Source organism: Mesorhizobium sp. WSM4806 (genome assembly GCF_055811635.1).
The window spans coordinates 407,361-423,306 of record NZ_JBVVQZ010000002.1; the positions used below are offsets into that span (position 1 = coordinate 407,361).

Here is a 15,946-nt window from a genome sequence, read left to right on the forward strand (position 1 = left end):
GCATGACCATTTCTGCCAAAGTGATTGCCGACAGCATCAGCCCTGACCGCAAACGTATCACGACCATGGAGCTGCGATACCCGCGGTTCATACACGCCGAGGAGCTCACGCACCGCGTGCTGGCCTCCACCCCCGGCGACTGCATCATCATCGAGCAGATCGCTGACGGGCTGATGTACGACGAGAACCTTTCCCGCAATGCTTCGTCGTCGCGCGCCATCCCAGTCGAGCGAATGATCCAGGATGTGATCGACGACCCTGCAATGCCGATCTATTGGGGCAAGAACCAGTCGGGAATGCAGGCTCGGGAGGAGCACAATGCTCCAGTCTTCGTCGCAGACGAGACCGGTCACATGTTGGAATGCTCCAACATTGATGCTTGGTTGCTCGCCCGTGATAGGGCCATTGAGATCGCCCGCGCGTACGCAGACGCTGGCTACCACAAGCAGATCGTAAATAGGCTGCTCGAGACCTGGCTGCATATCAACGTTGTCGTGACGGCGACCGAGTGGGACAACTTCCGCACGCTGCGGCTCCACAAGGACGCCCAGCCGGAGATCTACGAGCTGGCTCGGCAGATGTTTGAGGTGGCGATGGTGGCGAGCACACCGAAGCTGCTCCAACCGTACCAATGGCATCTACCCTATGTGGACGCGCAGATCGAGGACGACGGCTGTCAGTCATATCGATACCACCTTGATGAGTATGGCGTCCAGTTTATCGAGCTGGAGCAGGCTAAGGCCCTCTCGGTCGCCCGCTGTGCGTCGGTCTCCTACAAGACGGTAGACGGCTTGCCGATGACTCTGGAACGAGCTCAGGCGATCTACGACAAGCTGGTGAAGGCAGACGTCTTCCATGCCTCGCCGTTCGAGCACCAGGCTACGCCGGACACCTTTAACCGGCCGGCCTACGACCAATGGGGCGAGAACGACGGTTGGGATTGGCAGAAGCCCGAGCTCCACGGCAACTTCTTTGGCTGGGTACAGAACCGAAGGGTCATGGAAAACAAACTCTCCCTATAGTACCAACTTTGTCGACAACATCAGGGGCGCCCATATGCGCCCCTGATGGCTAAGAACACTGGAAAACCCTCCGAACAAGAATTCGAACGCATCTGGAACAAGCTCGGCAAGAGAGCTTGGGCCTGGCGGGTAGTCGACGCGGCCGAAGTCCGCGGCCGAACCGGCAAGATCGGGTTCACCCGATCAGCTCCGAGCGACTACATCATCGCCTACAACGGCGTCCATTTCGCCGAGGTGAAGTCGACACAAGACGACACCGCGTTTCGTTTCTCTCTCCTCCGGAAAATCCCCTCTGCAATGGCCGTCATGATCCTGGCCGCTGGTGGCGACTACCTCGTCTACATCCACAGGATCACCACCGACGAGTGGTTCTGCATCCCGTATCAGCTGATCCGGGACAATTCGGCTCGCTCTCTCACCTGGAAAGAACTCGAAAGGCACAAATGGAAACTCGCAACCTTGACGTAATGGTTGACATCGAAACGACCGGCACGCACCCCGAGCACAACGCGATCATTCAGATCGCCGCGGTGCGTTTCAACGCCGTCACCATGACGGTCGACGCCTCCGATATGTTCGATCGCGCGCTGATCGTCGCCCCCGGCCGCTTCTGGGAGGAGTCGACCCGCGCCTTCTGGCAGGGCAAGAACCTGAGGGTTTATCAGGGGATCGCCGCCCGGATGGAAGACCCGTTCCTCGTCCTAAAGGCGTTCCAGGAGTGGGCCAACAAGGGACGCGCACCATCGGATGCACCGCTGCGCTTCTGGGGCAAGCCGACAAGCTTCGACTACTCGTTCATCCAATCCTATTTTCGGCAGTTCAATCTGCACCTGCCGTTCCACTACCGCTACGCCCGCGACATGAACAGCTACATCGCCGGCATGCGTGGCGATCCCGACCATCCGGAGATCAACGTGCCGTTCAGTGGCGACGTCCACAACGCTCTGCACGACGTGCTCCATCAGATCAAGACGATTTTCGTCGCGAAAGAAGAAAGGAAAGCTGCTTGAAACAGCATCTCACTATCGCCCTGGTCGCCCTCGCGATCGCAACGCCGGCATCGGCCGCCAGTTTCAGCGGTGGCTTCCGCTCTGTGCCCCGGATCTCACCGATGCGGGTCACACCATCCTACAGGCCCGCTCCGAAGACTTATGTGGCGCCGACCTACAAGGCGGTCCCGGCCCCCAAGCCAGCTCCACCGCCGACCTACAGGCCGACGCCGTCTTACGAGCCCAGCACTTTCGGCTCGTGGATGATCTGGTTCGGCCTCTGGTCGGCGATCAACAACAACGACGAGGACAAGGCAGACAAATGAACCGCATAACCGAGATTGAAATCGGCACGGCCAGTGTCGGCATTCTCGGAGACCCGCACCTCGGACGAGCCTTCGTCCGAGGTGTTTCGCTTGAGAAGCGTGGTCTCCGCGAAAAGATGGTCATGGACGATTTCCAGCAGCGGCTGAAGGCGTCGGGTCAGTACGACGTCTTCATCTGCATGGGGGATCTCTTCGACAAGTGGGCCGTGCCCTACAGTGTCGTGTTCCAGGCGGCGTGGGCTTACCTGCAGGCCGCTGCCAAGAACCCAGGCACGATGTACTACGTGCTCGGCGGGAACCACGACATCTCCCGCGACCTGGAGAAGAAGGGGGCGCTCGATCTGTTCGAGCTGATCGTCTCCGGCCGGGGCACCCACAATATCGAAGTCGTGCGGCACACCAACCCTGATCCACGCGCCTCCATCGGTGGCGTGACCTGTGGCCTCTACGCCTTCCACCCCACTAAGAAGTCCGACGAGCTCGTCACCAAGCCAGTCGGTGTCGCATTCGGCCACTGGGACACGCTGTTCGGTGAAGACAACATGATCCCGACGAAGAAGCTGGCCAAGATGGGCTGCAAGACGGCCTACACCGGCCACATCCACCTGCCGGACCAATTTGAGCGCGACGGCGTCGAGGTGATCCAGGTCGGCTCGATGCAGCCCTACGCCCACGGCGAGGACACCGGCCAGATGTACGTCACGCTCGGGCTCGACGAGCTGGAAGGCAAGGACCTCTCCAACAAGTGCGTCCGTGTCCAGCTCGCCGCCGGTGAACACCTCACCGACGAAGTTGATTGCCTGCAGCTCACCGTCCAACGCGTTGGCGCGAACGATGAGGAGACCGAGGAGGTCTCGATGGGCGACTTCAACCTCATGGCCCTATTCGGCCAGGCTTTCGAGGAAGCCGGCGTGCCCGACGAGGTCCGCTCGCAGATCCTGACCCGGTTCGAGGAGGCCCGCGTTGCCGAGTAAAGAGCAAATCGTCAAGGCGATGGACGAGTGGCTCTCGACCGAGCGCCTCCACCCGGCCGAGATCGGCATGATCGACCAGCTTCGAACCGTTGCGGAGTACGGCTGGTCATCTTTCAGGGCTTCCGCGCTCATGTTCCGCGAGACCATGCCCGATATCGTCATCAGCGCCGTCGCCAAGGCGCGATCTCAGGGCAAGTGCCAGGAGTGGCCGCAATGAGGCGGCTGCTCTGCATTCTCGGCCTCCACCGGTGGCGAGACATCACCGATCCCGACGTCAGCGTCTACGTCTGGCAGGAACGGTGTGACCACTGCAATCGACAACGATCAGGATGGACATTCTACTAATGCTCAATCAACTCACATACAACGTTACCTTCCCCTCGACAGGCCGCACCCTGTCGGGGGATTTTTCGTTTCAGAAGGGCTTCGGCGCCATCACCGGCCCGAACGAGGCCGGCAAGTCCGTCATCCTGGAAATGATCCGTTACTCGCTCTTCGGGACCGCCGCCCTGCGTGGCAAGGCCGAGGACTACAAGAACCTCAAGGTCAAGCTGTCGTTCGACGTCAAGGGCGACACCTACACCACGCAGCGGACCATCACATCGGCCAAGATCTTCCGCGGGGACACCGAGATCGCCAATGGGCAGAAGGGAACCAACAACAAGGTGACCGAGATCCTCGGTTTCGGTCTGAAGGTTTTCGACACCGCCTGTGTCGCCAATCAGGGCGATATCGAGAAACTCGGCTCGATGCAGCCGACCGAGCGCAAGGCTATGGTCGACAGCGTCATCGGCCTGTCGGCGATCGACGACCTGGCCAAGTGGTGCGGCCAGGAAGCCAACAGCCTGGCATCTCTGATCGAGGGTATGGAAGGCGGTCTGGTGAAGCCCACCAAGCCTGAACAGCCCGAGGGGTACGTCGAGAGCTCCAAGATCAACCTCGCCGAGCTGCGCGCCCTGAACGACGAGCTGAACCAGATCAAGGGCCGCCTGGCGCAGCCCCGGCAGGCGAAGCCCGTGGAGCCGGTGGCGCCACCACGCACGGTCTCCGAGGAGGAAGTGGAGCAGGCCCGCGCCTATGAGGCGGCCCAGGCCGAGCTCAAGCGCCTGCCGGCGCCGCCGCCGGAGTTCTCCGAGGAAGGCATCGACGATTGGGAGCTACGGGAGCGCCTCAAGCGCGACCTTCCGGTCATGACGGCCGAGCAGATCGCCCAGGCCGACGCCGACGTGGAGCTGATCCGGAAATTCGAGAAGCTCGATCACCTTACGAAGCAGCACCAGGATCTGCTGGACGTCGGGACGCACACTTGCCCGTCGTGCTCCCATGAGTGGCCGATGGAGGCTGACCGGGTCGGTCAGATCATCGAGAAGCTTGCGGTGCTGAAGACCGAGCTGGCCGGCGTCGAGCGCCCCTCCAAGCCCGACATGGTCAACATCGACGTTGCCCGTCGCCAGCTGCAGGCGTTCGAGAAGATCAAGGACGACTGGGAAAGGGTCCGCGACGCAAAGCAACCTCTGTACACGCGCCAGCAGGTGGCGCAGTTCCAGGTCGCCAAGCAGGCCCAGGGACGCCGTGCAGAGCTTGAGGCCGTAAAGCCGGCGTCAGGCACCAGCAAGGAGCTGAACGCCCTCTGGCGCGACCGCCTGGCCTACGAGCACGAGCTGACCTCGTACCAGGACCGTCTCAGCGACTGGCAAGAAGTGGAGATGGCTCGTTATATAGACGAAGATCGGCGGGCAGATCTGGAAGGCACGCCGGCCGCCCTGGCGGCCCTGGAGAAGGCCTACGATCAGGCCAAGATCTTCGAGGATCGTCTCGCCACCTACAAGCGTGACTTGAAGGCCTCCCAGGAGCGCGAGAAGGAGATCAAGGCGAGGCGCGAGCAGGAACAGGGCTATCGGAAGGGCCGCGAGGCGCTGACGATCCTCCGTAAGCTGGTGAAACAACATCTGATCCCGTCGCTGAACAAGGTGGCGAGTCACTACATCTCCAAGATGACCGGCGGGCAGCGGAATGTGATCGATGTCGACGAAGACTTCGAGATCACCGTTGACGGCCAGCCGTTGAACACACTATCTGGCTCCGGTAAGGCCGTGGCGAACCTCTCGCTGCGACTTGGTCTCGGTCAGGTTCTGACCAACAATGTGTTCTCTGTCTTTCTAGGCGACGAGATTGATGCATCAATGGATGCCGATCGAGCCCACAATACTGCTCTTACCCTAGAGTATCTCGCAAGTCGTATCTCGCAGATCCTGTTGGTCAGTCACAAATACCCTCAAGCCGATTACTACATTGAGCTTGAGGCAAATGAAAAGAACACTGATTGACGAATTAGTTGAAGATGAAATCAGGAAGACGGGCGGCAATCTTTCGATGGTCGCCCGTCGTCTTGGTCTCCCATACCACTCGCTGGTGGCCCGCTTTGGCCCAACAGCAATCTCCACTCTTCCCCCTTCATGTCCCCGTCCTGCCGATATCAAGGAGCTCGGCCGGCCGCATGTTCGCCAGCACGTTATCGCAATCAAGCGTTGCGGAACGGAATGGACAGCAGAGTTCGACGAGGTGTTTAAGGACGCCCGTCACAAGTTCGATCAGGGCACGCACGAGATGTGCCAGTCGATCGATCAGGGCTGGGTCGTTCAGTACCTGATCCCGCGCAGGAAGCCCACCGCACCGCGGAGGTTCTTCCATGGAAGTTGATCCCCGCATCCTCCTGGGCAACATGCGCCTGGTCAACCCGCTGGCCTTCCTGGTCAGCGACGTCGACTTCAACGTCGCCATCAAGGCGCTGTCTCGTCTTCCCCGCTACTCCGGCCAGACCAAAAAGCCGTTCTACGTCGCCGAGCATGAGGTGAAGCTCTATCGCCGGGTGCCCAAGCACCTGCGTCGAGCCGCCCTCCTGCACGACACGTCCGAGGGCTTTGGCCTGCTGGATATCCCGAACCCGGTCAAGCGCGCCATCAACGGCTACAGCGATCTGGAGAAGGCCATGCTCCGCGTGATCTTCCAGTCGGTCAACGAGCCCTGGGAGCACATGGAGGAGCTGGAGCAATACGACCGTCGCATCTGCGCGGACGAGATGCTGCAGGTCTTCGACGAGCCTTGGTACGCCAAGCTCTGGGAGCCTCTGGGTAACGTCAAGGTCGACTTCTGGGGCCAGCGGCGCTGCGAGACCGAGCTGCGCAAGCTCTTCATCAAGGAGGGCCTGCTCAATGGCTAAGCCCACCAACCCGAAAGCTGCCTTTGGCGATAAGAAGCCCCCGCTCGGCTACATCCCAGTCTCTGCCCAGCTGGCAGAGCTGGAGGCGCTCTTCGACGGGATGTTGAAGTACGAGCCCCTCAACTGGCGCGACACCCAGGTCGAGGCCATGACCTACGTCGAAGCGGCAATCCGACACCTCCAGCTCTGGAAGGTCGGTGAGGAACTGACACGCGACACGCTCGTCAAGAACCTTGGCGCCGTGAAGGCGTGCTGCACGATCCTGATCGACGCCCAGGCCCACGGCACCCTGATCGACAACCGCCCCAAATCCAAGGTGGAAGCCGATCTTCTCCACGAGGGCGAGGAATGGGTCGAGCGCCTGAAGGCGGTCCACCAGGAGCGTCTCCGTCCGCGCCAGCAGGTCGACCTTAAGGTCACGATCGTCTCGGACGAGATATCCGAGGAGACGGTTCGCAACCTGTTCGGGGATCCGACCGCGCGGGTCTTTGAGGCCCCGCCAGGCGAGCCACTCCGAGTCGTCGACGGGTTCATGCCCGACAGCAAGTTCCCGCCCTGGCCCTACAGCCCGCCGGTATGAACAAGGTCGTCGAGACTTTCACGGTGATCACTGCAGTCCTCTGCATGATCATCGTGCCCCCACTGGCCGGCGTCATCGCGTACGGCCTGTGGCTCACCCTCACCGAACCGCTCCCTGCACTCCTGGCCGGCGCCTGGACCGGCGTGGTGGTCGCAGCAATCATCAGACGAGGCTTCGAATGATCAACGGACTTCCCTACAACGACTTCGCGGCCGAGTGCCACGCCAACAACGCCAAATGGTGGCACGACCTTGAGACGGGCGCGCGTCTCGAACGCGACAAGGGCGAGCTCATCATGCTCGTCATCTCGGAGATCGCCGAGGCCATGGAAGGCGAACGCAAAGGCCTGATGGACGACAAGCTGCCTCACCGCCCGATGCCGGAGGTCGAGCTGGTAGACGCCATCATCCGGCTGGGCGACTTCGCCGGAGCGTTCAGCTATCCCCTAGATCGTCCGGCAGAGGCGACGCTGCCCTTCTACTCGCTGCCGGTGAACAAGGGCGCCGCCCTGCTGCGCATCACCAAGTCGATCTCGAAGATACACGACATGTGCAACAACAACTGGACGGCGGCGTTAATCGGCGAGCAGATCCGCGGCACCCTCGACATGATCCGGCAGTACGCCCAGCACTGGGGCTACGACCTGGACGGCGCGTACCGCGAGAAGTCGGCCTTCAACAAGGTCAGGAAGGACCACACCGCCGAACACCGCAAGGCAGTTGGAGGGAAGAAGTGGTGAGCCCAGGGTTCCACGCCAAGATGCGGGCACTGCGAGCCCAGATAGATCTCGACGACCACGACAACAGTCGAACCAGGAAAGAGCTGTTCTACGGCGCTGCCTACGACCACGAAAGGGAGCGCGCTCGACTTACCAAGCGCGCCGCCGATCTAAGGAATGAGGCCGATCGGCTGAGCACCGGCTCCTACCCATAACAATCTGCTCAATACTATAGGGTGAGCAGAATGCATCACTCATATACAAGATCTAGATTTCCTACCTCTCAGTTCCTACCGAACTGAGAGGTTTTTTTATGTCCCGAGATTTCTTTCCTGGGATGGGCCAGGGTGTGGCTGAACGCACAGTCGCCCGTCTCATCCTCACCGACGAAGCAAAGGCTGAATGGGCCGGACAGAGCGTCGTCTACCTCAACCCCAACGACCCCCGACTACAAAGCCTGGTGGTCAGCGTTGAGCCTCACCTTCCCCCTGATCAAGATCACTGACGACGACACCACACCGTTCCTTGGCCGCAAGCCGGACACCCGGCGCGAGCGCTGGGCTGACGTTGCTCTGCGCGTGGCCGAGGGCAACACCTCGCTTGATCCACATTGCTACGACCTGGAGCCGCTCAACTATCACATCGCCGAAGGCACAATTCTACTGTCCGGCCGACATCTCCAGCACGGCGACATCAGGCAGAAAGACCGCCCAATGGAGGTCTTCACCAACTGCTCGACGTCAATGTTCCGCTCGATGACTTTCCAGCTGCTCCTCTCCGGATCTGGCGTGGGCTCGAGCTACGACGACGCCCTGATGCTCGTCGACTGGACCAAGCAGCCAAAGGTCGTCTGCGTCATCGACAACAGCCACCCCGACGTGCTGTCCGGCCGCATCTCCGGCTACATGACGCCCCGCGAGGCCCTGCACCTCTACGCCGGCGAGAAGACGATCTACCACATGGTCGGCGACAGCCGCGAGGGCTGGGCCGAGGGTGTCGAGCAGATCGAGGTGGCCACCTACAAGGGCCTGCACGATCACGTCCTTATCCTCGACTACACCAAGGTCCGGGGTTTCAATGAACCCATCAAGGGCATGCAGAACCGGCCGGCCTCTGGCCCTGGGCCGCTTATGGGTGCGATCGCCAACGTCGCCCGCCTGCGTGGCATTAACATGCCCCGGTGGAAAGCAGCGATCATCGCTGACCACTATCTGGCTGAGTGTGTTCTCGTCGGCGGCGCTCGCCGTGCAGCTCGCATCGCGACCAAATACTGGAAAGACAAAGACATCCTCGAATTCATCGACCTCAAGCGGCCGATCGAGTTCCTGGGCAAGAGCTGGGACGAAGTCGACCAGATGGCCGGTGACCCACGCTACGGCTCGTTCCTCTGGTCCTCAAACAACTCCGTCGCCGTCGATGACGAGTTCTACGTGAGCCTGCGGAAAGCCCGTCACTTCCTGCGCAACGGCATTGAGCTCGGCAAGTGGGAGCGCTGGGCTTACGACCTGAACGAGGCCATGAAGCGCCGGCAGTACCACGACAAGACCGGCGAGACCGGCTTCCTCAACGTGTCGAAGCTGAACGTCAACCTCAAGGGCACCGACGACTACCGGGTCTACCCGTTCGCCAAGTTCGGCGGCGAGGACTTCCGGGAGATGCAGATCGATCTCGCCGAGCTGGTCATGGATCATTCCTACCAGTTCATCGTCAATCCCTGCGGTGAGATCGCCCTCTTCATCCTGGGCGGTTTCTGCGTGATCGGCGACTTGGCCCTTTTCCACGCCAACGACAGCTGGGAAGAGGAACAGGCTGTGCGCCTCATCACCCGCGCGCTGATCCGCGTCAACCTCATGCCCTCGATCTTTCAGCGGGAGGTCCAGCGCACGAACCGTATCGGTGTGTCCCTGACGGGCATCCTGGAGTGGGCCGCGCGTCGATACGGTCTGAGCTTCAAGGATCTAATCGCCGTGGACGGTGACGGCATGCAAATCCAGGACGCCAACGGCAATCAGATGGCGGCACCGAGTGTGCGCTCCATGCCGTTCTGGCTGCGAATGAAGGAGCTGGCCAACATCGTCGACGAAGAGGCTGGGATCTATTGCCAAGATCTCGGAGTCACGTTCCCTCACACCCGCCGGACAATCAAGCCTGCTGGCACGACCAGCAAGCTGTTTGGCCTCACGGAGGGCGCCCACCTGCCGGCCATGCGGGAATATCTCCGCTGGGTCCAGTTCCGCTCCGACGACCCACTGGTGGCCGAATATGCCGCCAAGGGCTACCCGACTCGCGCTCTCAAGAGCTATGCGGGGACGACGATCGTCGGTTTCCCCACCGCTCCGGTCATCTGCAGCATGGGGAACGTCACCACGGCGGCCGAGGCGACGATGGAGGAGCAATTCCGCTGGCTCCGTCTCCTGGAGACGTTCTGGATCGGCCGTGAGGGCGGCAATCAGGTCTCCTACACCCTGAAATACGATCCCAAGAAGGTCAGCTTCAGGGAATATTCAAAGGTGATGGACGCCAACATCAATCTGGTGCGTGCCGTGTCGGTCCTGCCCCAGGTCGACACCCTGTCCTACGAGTACCAGCCGGAGGAGCCGCTCACCAAGGGCCGCTACGAGGCGATCGTCGCGGCCATCAACGAGCAGATGGCCGAGGACGTGGACAAGGTCCACATCGACTGCGCCGGCGGGGCGTGTCCCGTCGACTTCAACAAGTGATCAGCGCTCACAATAGTATGAGCTGATCGGATCTCTCCGCGCCGCTGTCGCCACGTCCTTATGGGATTGGTTGTAGGCGCGGAGAGATCCTCCAAAAACCCCCACAGTCGAGCTAAGCTGCTCGCAAATCTCTCGAGACGCCTTCTCCCAGTCGTCGGGCTCGTACCAGATGACGTACACCATCGCCTTTGCGTCATTGGTGTAGACCGTCTCTGCATAGCGAACGTTCCACATCATCTCGACCAAATTGGTCTGCGCAGATGCTGGTGAAATGAAAGCGGCGCACAGCGCCGCCAGCGTAATCAATTTCCTCATGGATCCCCCCATAGTTACTACAGGGAAAACCATTTAGTAGCTGGAGATTAACGACGCAATACCCGTCCGAGAACTTCCACACCCATGCCGGCAGCGCCCGTGTAGAAGACGTTCTGCCAAACGATGTCGGCATAAGCTTTGAGCTGCGGGGGAAGAGCAGCAACGTCTGGCAGCGCGCCGTTGCACAGACTGTCGATCATACCCCAACCGAACCAGAGGCTGACGGGCACCGTAGCGATTAGCCATGGTATCCAGAAGGCCTTGAACTGCATGCCGGTTTTGATGACGTCGGCGCCGGTCTTCGCTGCGTCGAGTCGGGTCTCGAGCCGCTTGATCTCCACGTCGGCGCGGATGCGGTCGGCGTCGTTCTTGGCGTTTTCCTTGATCTGCTGCCACTTCGTGAGCCCGTCGACAATCTTGCCGACAGGGTCGAACCCGATGAGCTTCAGGAGCCAGGTCATTCCAGATCGGCCGCACGACGGCGGCGGAGGTATTCGATCGCGAAGCCGTGTGCCACGATGAACAACGGAACCCAGGCGCCTGGAAGGATTGGAGCAACCACCTGGGGGTCGACGTAGGTCAGGATCACCGCCACCATGCCGACGATCATCTGGAGACGCGCTAGGGCGATCGTCTCACTGTCCTTGAAGAACTTCTTGATGCGCTTCCACATAGCTTATTTCCCTGTGAACGCCTTGAAGATGGCGAGGATGATGTCGAGCAGACCCCTGCCCACGGCGGCCTGATCCGCAGTCGAGACGGGAGCCGGGGCCGAGGCCGGAGCCACAATGCCGGCCGACTTCATGATCTCCCAAGTCTTCGGACCAACGATGCCGTCCGCCTTCAGGCCGTGAGCCTTCTGGACGACTGCGACGGCCTGCGCCGTGGCGCGACCGAATGAGCCGTCGATCTCGATGCCACCGAGGGTCTTCTGGAGCTCCTCAACGGCTGCACCCTTGTCACCGATGGTGAGAACGCCATCGGCCCACGGATCGACCACCGGGGCGCCGCCGAGGAATTTCGCGAAGGCCGACGCCAGCTTGATGTCGTACTTGTTCTTGGCGTAGCCCGAGCCATTGTAACCCCGCGCGAAGTCCTTCCAATTGCAGGCACGGAGCGCGTCCAGCAGCTTGGTGCCTTTGATGAAGCGCATCATGCCGTCCACCTGACTTGGCTCGCCGTCGAGGAAGGCATCGAACATCGCCTTGGCCGAGCTGTAGCCACACACCCCCGCGTTGAAGCCCATGACCTGGCCGAGACCATAGGACGCCCAGCGATAGGCCTGGTCCCCGGCGATCTCCACGGCGGCGCGGAGTCGGTCGCGTGAGACCGTGGCTTTGCCGTACGGGACGTCGCCCCAGCTCCTCCAGGCGAGACCCGCCGCCACGAGCTTCTGGCGAACCGCGCCGGAGGTCTCGCGATAGGCAATATGACCTTCGTAGAGGAGCTTCATGTTGCGATCGTTCCAGAAACCAGCAGTGCCGGCCTCGACTTGAACGACGGTTTGAACGTGTGCAGCCTGCAGGTTGTAGGTCCCAGCGATGCGCTGGTAGTCGACGAACGTAAGGCTGGTGGTGTTGCGCCCGATGGCGAATGTTGCTGACGGCTTCATGCCCCGTATATGGGAAGGACTACAACCTCGTTCTGGCTAGTGTGCTGCAGTGTGCATCACCGCTGAGCTTGCGTGTTGTCCTGCTTATACTGGACGTTGCCGACCGCGATCGTGAGCTTCGTCACTTCTCCGGTCAGCTTGTCAAACCTGTCCAGGATCATCTTGTAATTTTCACGAACCTCTTTGTCGGAGGTCTCTATCTGGAGGCGCAACTCGGCCACGTTGTTGTCGACCTTGGCCTCCAGCTCCGTGATGTCAGACTTGGCTTGGTTGAGCTCGAAGCCTTGATAAGTCACGTAGCCAACACCGCTGAAGAGCATTGCCGCGAGCGTAAACACGCCGACAAGGGCCGAGATGACCTTGCCGTTGATGACTATGCCTTTGATCTCTTCTGTGGACATAAGTCGAGATATAGGCACGATGGAGCCGATTTGTTCTACCTACTGCTGCGCAGTGATGCGCTCTGGTGGCGTGTCGCCGAACGCCAACGCATACTGTTTTCGGATCTCCTTGATGATCCAGTCGGAGGCGGTTTTGCTAGTCAGGTCGGCGAGCACGGCGAGCTTGGCGCGGTCCTCTTCAGTTCCATAGGCGATGATGCCCTTGTTGCGCTTCGGCATATGCCTCTCCTAGTAGTTTGTGACGTCGACTATGATGATTGCAGTGTCAATAAAAGCTGGCGTGAATGATGCTCCTCCAGCAAAACCGACGAAGGTTCCAACCTTGCTACCCACGCCACCTGTGCCTGGAGTGTAAAATCGTCCAGTCGTGACAGGGATAAAGATCAATTGTGTTTTGAATGGATTTCCGTTGGGGATGACAGCGTACGTTTTAGTTGCATCATATGTGTACGTCGTATCCCCGGTGTTGGACGTCTCCTGCTTGAAATCGATCGGCTTCAGAGGTTTTCCATTCGACTGGAAAACAATTTCATTGCTGGCGGACCTGACCACCAGCCCATCGCTGATGGAAGGAAGCTGCGATGGAAGATCGAAGACATAGTAATTCAAAACGGGGGGCGGTTCCGGGTGAGCAATTGCTATAAGGTCGAAGGTAAACGTACCGTTGCCGTTGTTATAGCGATGCAGGACGTTGGCCCCACCGGTCGAAGTAAACGCGAGTATAGGACAGCTACCTGGCATCGTCAGCGACGCCGTGTAGCACTGCACGTCGCTGCTTCCGAAGGTGACCGACGTCCATACAGTAATTGTGCCGGTGTATATAAGGGCAAGGTTCTTGTACGTCTCATCAATCTGAATTGTCTGAGCGTCATTGATAATTTTGAGCCCAGCAGGCATCAGTAAACTCCAATAATTAGCGTGGTCGCCTGTCTAGAACTCACGCTCGACGACCCCCAATCCCAGCTGACAGTAGTTGCCGTAGTTGTCAATTTTGGTTGAGTCTTCCCCATATCCGCCCAAGGATCTGCAGCGGATGCGTTGTTGATCCTCAAAGCGAACAGCGTCCCCTGATCGCTGCCAGCTGGTGTAGTGCTACCATTGCTGTTTATGTTCAGGTCCAAAATCTCGAGGATGCGCCCGCAGCGGGTGCTGAGATCGAGCGTGACATTTCCGGTTTCGTCGCGAACAATCAGCCCTTGCGGCATCACCACACCCCTAAACGAACGCGCTCGACATTGTTGGCATCGAAGACCTGGTACAGACCATCAGAGATCACCGTGCGCGCGCCGGTGGCTGCAGTCTGAAACGTGCCGATAGTGGCGAACATCGCCGACAACTCATTGGATTGCAGCTTGTCTGTGGTTATTGAACCGGCCTTTAGATGGACGGTATCGACCTGCTCAGAGCCAATGTGACGGGCCTCCACGGCATCCGCCTGGATGGCATCGGAGTCGATGGAGTTGAGGCGTGCCTGATCGGCAATCACGGTGCCGGTCTTCAACAAACCACCGTCGATGATCGTGCGGCCATAGTCTGTGACGAGATGCTTGTCACCCTTGTAGGCCGCCAGGATGACATAGTCATCGTCGAAGGCGGTGGCAGCGTTCGTGGTGGCCGTTAGGACCGTCGCGTCCTTTTGGTAGCAGATGAAGAGTGTTCCGCTGGTCCAGGTCCCGTCGCCGGCCGTGATTGAGCGAGTGACAATGTTGCCATCGTCGCCGATGTAGCGGATCGTGCCGGCCGTCCAGGAGACCTTGTTGGCGGTTGGGTTATTGAAGTCGAACTGGACGTCGTCGACTTGGATACCCCGCTGGCCGAAAACCGCCGCCTCGGCGCGCACCGTGCCGGTGCCGAGCTGGTTGCCGTTGATGGTGGTCAGGTCGCCTGGGTTGCGCCAGTCGGCAAGGGTCGTGGAGCCGCTAACCGTGATCTTGCCGGGATCGACCTTGGTTGAGCCACCATTGATGCGCGTGGCCGGATCGGCGGCCATGGTGTTGAGCGTGGTTCCGCTGACGGTTATCGAACCAGCAAGGGCCGTACCAGCCTCGAGCTTAGCCGCGCTCAAGCTGGCGATCTTGGCGTCGGTGATGAGCGCATCGCCGATCTGGGCGGTCTGGGTGATAACATTGCTCGCCGCCAGCTTGTTGCCCGAGACGGTGCCGTTGACCAGCACGTCGCCACCGAAAAAGGCTGCCAATTGATGCCATACGCCCGAGCTGTTGAGAACTCTGGTCTGGCTGAAACCAGCCGCCGAATTGTAGAGCGTGACGACATCCCCGCTTCTTGGCGTGACGTTGTATGCAATGAGAATGGCTTCGACTGCCTCTGCGTCGGTCCAGACCGAGCCGGGGATCGCCGCGGCTACCTGGACCGTTCCGCGCGCGCCGGACGTCGCCAGCGCGATGCGCTGAATGCTGTAGACATCGGTCAGGTCGCCACAGGTGGCGGTGATGAACAACTCATCGGCATCACCGAACTCGGCCAGGTCGATATAGCAGGTATCGCCGTCACCCATACCGGGCAAACCGACGACGTAGTTCCTAAGCCCCCATTCCTCGGCGTCGGTTCTCACCGTCATGCCGTTGCTGGCGTAGAAGAAAACCGGATCGATGGTGTTTGTGCGGACGGCGGTGATCACGAGGGTCTGGCTGATCGGATCAGCGACATTGTCGCGGAACGTGAAGCCTGGGGCGCTCGCAATCAGCTTGAGCGTGCCTCCGGCCTGGCCGCGCTTAGCCTTGGAGATCGAGAAACGTGAGACAACCGGAGAATACCCGGCCCTGGACGCAGTCAGGTCGACATAGCCGCTGTCGCCGAGAAGATTGGTCACCGAATAGGTCGAGCCCACCAGCGCGCCGGAGACGCCAGCGGAGGGTGCTGCCGAGACGACCCAGCTCGAGGTCGTGTCGACACCACCCATGAGGACGCTCAGCGTCGTCACGGCCAGGCTGTAGTCTCCCGCCGAGCCATCAGCTTCGGTCGACACTACAAAGCTGTCCTGCGTCAGACGGGCATTCAGCCCGTCATTGACGTCGGTGAGGGTGAGAGCGCCAGTCGCGACCAAGGGCA

At 60.3% G+C, this 15,946-nt stretch carries 23 protein-coding genes; 14 read left to right on the forward strand and 9 right to left on the reverse strand.

All coding sequences use genetic code 11. The features are described 5' to 3' along the window. Positions 1-2: 2 nt before the first annotated feature. The 14 genes from AC0L2M_RS04620 to AC0L2M_RS04685 all read left to right on the forward strand — a co-directional run bounded on the left by AC0L2M_RS04620 (position 3) and on the right by AC0L2M_RS04685 (position 10,549). On the forward strand, positions 3-1,022 hold the full coding sequence (locus tag AC0L2M_RS04620; RefSeq protein ID WP_473534159.1) for a hypothetical protein: 1,020 nt from the start codon (positions 3-5) through the stop codon (positions 1,020-1,022). Positions 1,023-1,067: 45 nt separating this feature from the next. Continuing rightward, entirely contained in the window at positions 1,068-1,490 is a 423-nt protein-coding gene (locus tag AC0L2M_RS04625) for a hypothetical protein (RefSeq protein WP_287210609.1), read from the forward strand. Further along, positions 1,466-2,032: a 3'-5' exoribonuclease domain-containing protein gene (locus AC0L2M_RS04630; protein WP_473534160.1), complete on the forward strand. Its 567-nt coding sequence runs from the start codon at positions 1,466-1,468 to the stop codon at positions 2,030-2,032. The genes AC0L2M_RS04625 and AC0L2M_RS04630 overlap by 25 nt, the downstream gene beginning before the upstream one ends. Then, a complete protein-coding gene (locus AC0L2M_RS04635; protein ID WP_473534161.1) occupies positions 2,029-2,337 on the forward strand; it encodes a hypothetical protein in 309 nt (102 codons plus the stop codon). The genes AC0L2M_RS04630 and AC0L2M_RS04635 overlap by 4 nt, the downstream gene beginning before the upstream one ends. After that, entirely contained in the window at positions 2,334-3,311 is a 978-nt protein-coding gene (locus tag AC0L2M_RS04640; protein WP_473534162.1) for a metallophosphoesterase family protein, read from the forward strand. Before AC0L2M_RS04635 ends, AC0L2M_RS04640 begins: the two co-directional genes overlap by 4 nt. Continuing rightward, a complete protein-coding gene (locus tag AC0L2M_RS04645; protein WP_473534163.1) occupies positions 3,301-3,528 on the forward strand; it encodes a hypothetical protein in 228 nt (75 codons plus the stop codon). Before AC0L2M_RS04640 ends, AC0L2M_RS04645 begins: the two co-directional genes overlap by 11 nt. A gap of 127 nt (positions 3,529-3,655) precedes the next feature. Next, the gene (locus AC0L2M_RS04650) at positions 3,656-5,638 is read left to right on the forward strand and encodes an AAA family ATPase (RefSeq protein WP_473534164.1); all 1,983 of its coding nucleotides are present in this window, start codon (positions 3,656-3,658) and stop codon (positions 5,636-5,638) included. Then, positions 5,619-6,011 carry a hypothetical protein gene (locus AC0L2M_RS04655; protein ID WP_473534165.1) on the forward strand — a complete coding sequence of 131 codons (393 nt, stop codon included), beginning with the start codon at positions 5,619-5,621 and terminating at the stop codon, positions 6,009-6,011. Before AC0L2M_RS04650 ends, AC0L2M_RS04655 begins: the two co-directional genes overlap by 20 nt. Next, positions 6,001-6,531 carry a hypothetical protein gene (locus AC0L2M_RS04660; RefSeq protein ID WP_473534166.1) on the forward strand — a complete coding sequence of 177 codons (531 nt, stop codon included), beginning with the start codon at positions 6,001-6,003 and terminating at the stop codon, positions 6,529-6,531. The genes AC0L2M_RS04655 and AC0L2M_RS04660 overlap by 11 nt, the downstream gene beginning before the upstream one ends. Further along, on the forward strand, positions 6,524-7,111 hold the full coding sequence (locus AC0L2M_RS04665; RefSeq protein ID WP_473534167.1) for a dATP/dGTP diphosphohydrolase domain-containing protein: 588 nt from the start codon (positions 6,524-6,526) through the stop codon (positions 7,109-7,111). The genes AC0L2M_RS04660 and AC0L2M_RS04665 overlap by 8 nt, the downstream gene beginning before the upstream one ends. Then, on the forward strand, positions 7,108-7,293 hold the full coding sequence (locus AC0L2M_RS04670) for a hypothetical protein (RefSeq protein ID WP_473534168.1): 186 nt from the start codon (positions 7,108-7,110) through the stop codon (positions 7,291-7,293). The genes AC0L2M_RS04665 and AC0L2M_RS04670 overlap by 4 nt, the downstream gene beginning before the upstream one ends. Beyond that, a complete protein-coding gene (locus AC0L2M_RS04675) occupies positions 7,290-7,850 on the forward strand; it encodes a hypothetical protein (RefSeq protein WP_473534169.1) in 561 nt (186 codons plus the stop codon). The genes AC0L2M_RS04670 and AC0L2M_RS04675 overlap by 4 nt, the downstream gene beginning before the upstream one ends. After that, complete coding sequence (locus AC0L2M_RS04680; protein ID WP_473534170.1) at positions 7,847-8,044, forward strand: hypothetical protein; 198 nt, start codon at positions 7,847-7,849, stop codon at positions 8,042-8,044. Before AC0L2M_RS04675 ends, AC0L2M_RS04680 begins: the two co-directional genes overlap by 4 nt. Before the next feature lie 255 nt (positions 8,045-8,299). Further along, positions 8,300-10,549: a ribonucleoside-diphosphate reductase gene (locus AC0L2M_RS04685; RefSeq protein ID WP_473534171.1), complete on the forward strand. Its 2,250-nt coding sequence runs from the start codon at positions 8,300-8,302 to the stop codon at positions 10,547-10,549. Here AC0L2M_RS04685 and AC0L2M_RS04690 read toward each other — a convergent pair whose 3' ends face one another. From AC0L2M_RS04690 to AC0L2M_RS04730, 9 genes are read right to left on the reverse strand one after another with little or no spacing between them, the layout of a single operon-like run. After that, the gene (locus tag AC0L2M_RS04690; RefSeq protein WP_473534172.1) at positions 10,550-10,864 is read right to left on the reverse strand and encodes a hypothetical protein; all 315 of its coding nucleotides are present in this window, start codon (positions 10,862-10,864) and stop codon (positions 10,550-10,552) included. It abuts the gene before it with no gap. 47 nt (positions 10,865-10,911) lie between these two features. Further along, positions 10,912-11,325: a hypothetical protein gene (locus AC0L2M_RS04695; RefSeq protein ID WP_287118361.1), complete on the reverse strand. Its 414-nt coding sequence runs from the start codon at positions 11,323-11,325 to the stop codon at positions 10,912-10,914. Beyond that, positions 11,322-11,537: a hypothetical protein gene (locus AC0L2M_RS04700; RefSeq protein WP_287210636.1), complete on the reverse strand. Its 216-nt coding sequence runs from the start codon at positions 11,535-11,537 to the stop codon at positions 11,322-11,324. The genes AC0L2M_RS04695 and AC0L2M_RS04700 overlap by 4 nt, the downstream gene beginning before the upstream one ends. Positions 11,538-11,540: 3 nt before the next feature. After that, positions 11,541-12,476, reverse strand: a complete 936-nt coding sequence (locus AC0L2M_RS04705; RefSeq protein WP_473534173.1) for an N-acetylmuramidase domain-containing protein — start codon at positions 12,474-12,476, stop codon at positions 11,541-11,543. A gap of 56 nt (positions 12,477-12,532) precedes the next feature. Beyond that, the gene (locus AC0L2M_RS04710) at positions 12,533-12,877 is read right to left on the reverse strand and encodes a hypothetical protein (protein ID WP_292047760.1); all 345 of its coding nucleotides are present in this window, start codon (positions 12,875-12,877) and stop codon (positions 12,533-12,535) included. Positions 12,878-12,916: 39 nt separating this feature from the next. Further along, the gene (locus AC0L2M_RS04715) at positions 12,917-13,096 is read right to left on the reverse strand and encodes a hypothetical protein (protein ID WP_292047761.1); all 180 of its coding nucleotides are present in this window, start codon (positions 13,094-13,096) and stop codon (positions 12,917-12,919) included. 9 nt (positions 13,097-13,105) lie between these two features. Beyond that, complete coding sequence (locus AC0L2M_RS04720) at positions 13,106-13,774, reverse strand: hypothetical protein (protein ID WP_473534174.1); 669 nt, start codon at positions 13,772-13,774, stop codon at positions 13,106-13,108. Then, entirely contained in the window at positions 13,774-14,082 is a 309-nt protein-coding gene (locus AC0L2M_RS04725) for a hypothetical protein (RefSeq protein WP_473534175.1), read from the reverse strand. Before AC0L2M_RS04725 ends, AC0L2M_RS04720 begins: the two co-directional genes overlap by 1 nt. Further along, positions 14,082-15,941, reverse strand: a complete 1,860-nt coding sequence (locus AC0L2M_RS04730; protein WP_473534176.1) for a hypothetical protein — start codon at positions 15,939-15,941, stop codon at positions 14,082-14,084. Before AC0L2M_RS04730 ends, AC0L2M_RS04725 begins: the two co-directional genes overlap by 1 nt. Positions 15,942-15,946: the final 5 nt, after the last annotated feature.

What these genes read in the sequence shown, in the direction of transcription:
- AC0L2M_RS04700 (WP_287210636.1), bottom strand. Translation starts at nt 11,537, where the DNA reads ATGTGGAAGCGCATCAAGAAGTTCTTCAAGGACAGTGAGACGATCGCC.
- AC0L2M_RS04650 (WP_473534164.1), top strand. Translation starts at nt 3,656, where the DNA reads ATGCTCAATCAACTCACATACAACGTTACCTTCCCCTCGACAGGCCGC.
- AC0L2M_RS04715 (WP_292047761.1), bottom strand. Translation starts at nt 13,096, where the DNA reads ATGCCGAAGCGCAACAAGGGCATCATCGCCTATGGAACTGAAGAGGAC.
- AC0L2M_RS04670 (WP_473534168.1), top strand. Translation starts at nt 7,108, where the DNA reads ATGAACAAGGTCGTCGAGACTTTCACGGTGATCACTGCAGTCCTCTGC.
- AC0L2M_RS04690 (WP_473534172.1), bottom strand. Translation starts at nt 10,864, where the DNA reads ATGAGGAAATTGATTACGCTGGCGGCGCTGTGCGCCGCTTTCATTTCA.
- AC0L2M_RS04720 (WP_473534174.1), bottom strand. Translation starts at nt 13,774, where the DNA reads ATGCCTGCTGGGCTCAAAATTATCAATGACGCTCAGACAATTCAGATT.
- AC0L2M_RS04695 (WP_287118361.1), bottom strand. Translation starts at nt 11,325, where the DNA reads ATGACCTGGCTCCTGAAGCTCATCGGGTTCGACCCTGTCGGCAAGATT.
- AC0L2M_RS04675 (WP_473534169.1), top strand. Translation starts at nt 7,290, where the DNA reads ATGATCAACGGACTTCCCTACAACGACTTCGCGGCCGAGTGCCACGCC.
- AC0L2M_RS04630 (WP_473534160.1), top strand. Translation starts at nt 1,466, where the DNA reads ATGGAAACTCGCAACCTTGACGTAATGGTTGACATCGAAACGACCGGC.
- AC0L2M_RS04620 (WP_473534159.1), top strand. Translation starts at nt 3, where the DNA reads ATGACCATTTCTGCCAAAGTGATTGCCGACAGCATCAGCCCTGACCGC.
- AC0L2M_RS04640 (WP_473534162.1), top strand. Translation starts at nt 2,334, where the DNA reads ATGAACCGCATAACCGAGATTGAAATCGGCACGGCCAGTGTCGGCATT.
- AC0L2M_RS04705 (WP_473534173.1), bottom strand. Translation starts at nt 12,476, where the DNA reads ATGAAGCCGTCAGCAACATTCGCCATCGGGCGCAACACCACCAGCCTT.
- AC0L2M_RS04710 (WP_292047760.1), bottom strand. Translation starts at nt 12,877, where the DNA reads ATGTCCACAGAAGAGATCAAAGGCATAGTCATCAACGGCAAGGTCATC.
- AC0L2M_RS04725 (WP_473534175.1), bottom strand. Translation starts at nt 14,082, where the DNA reads ATGCCGCAAGGGCTGATTGTTCGCGACGAAACCGGAAATGTCACGCTC.
- AC0L2M_RS04655 (WP_473534165.1), top strand. Translation starts at nt 5,619, where the DNA reads ATGAAAAGAACACTGATTGACGAATTAGTTGAAGATGAAATCAGGAAG.
- AC0L2M_RS04665 (WP_473534167.1), top strand. Translation starts at nt 6,524, where the DNA reads ATGGCTAAGCCCACCAACCCGAAAGCTGCCTTTGGCGATAAGAAGCCC.
- AC0L2M_RS04625 (WP_287210609.1), top strand. Translation starts at nt 1,068, where the DNA reads ATGGCTAAGAACACTGGAAAACCCTCCGAACAAGAATTCGAACGCATC.
- AC0L2M_RS04660 (WP_473534166.1), top strand. Translation starts at nt 6,001, where the DNA reads ATGGAAGTTGATCCCCGCATCCTCCTGGGCAACATGCGCCTGGTCAAC.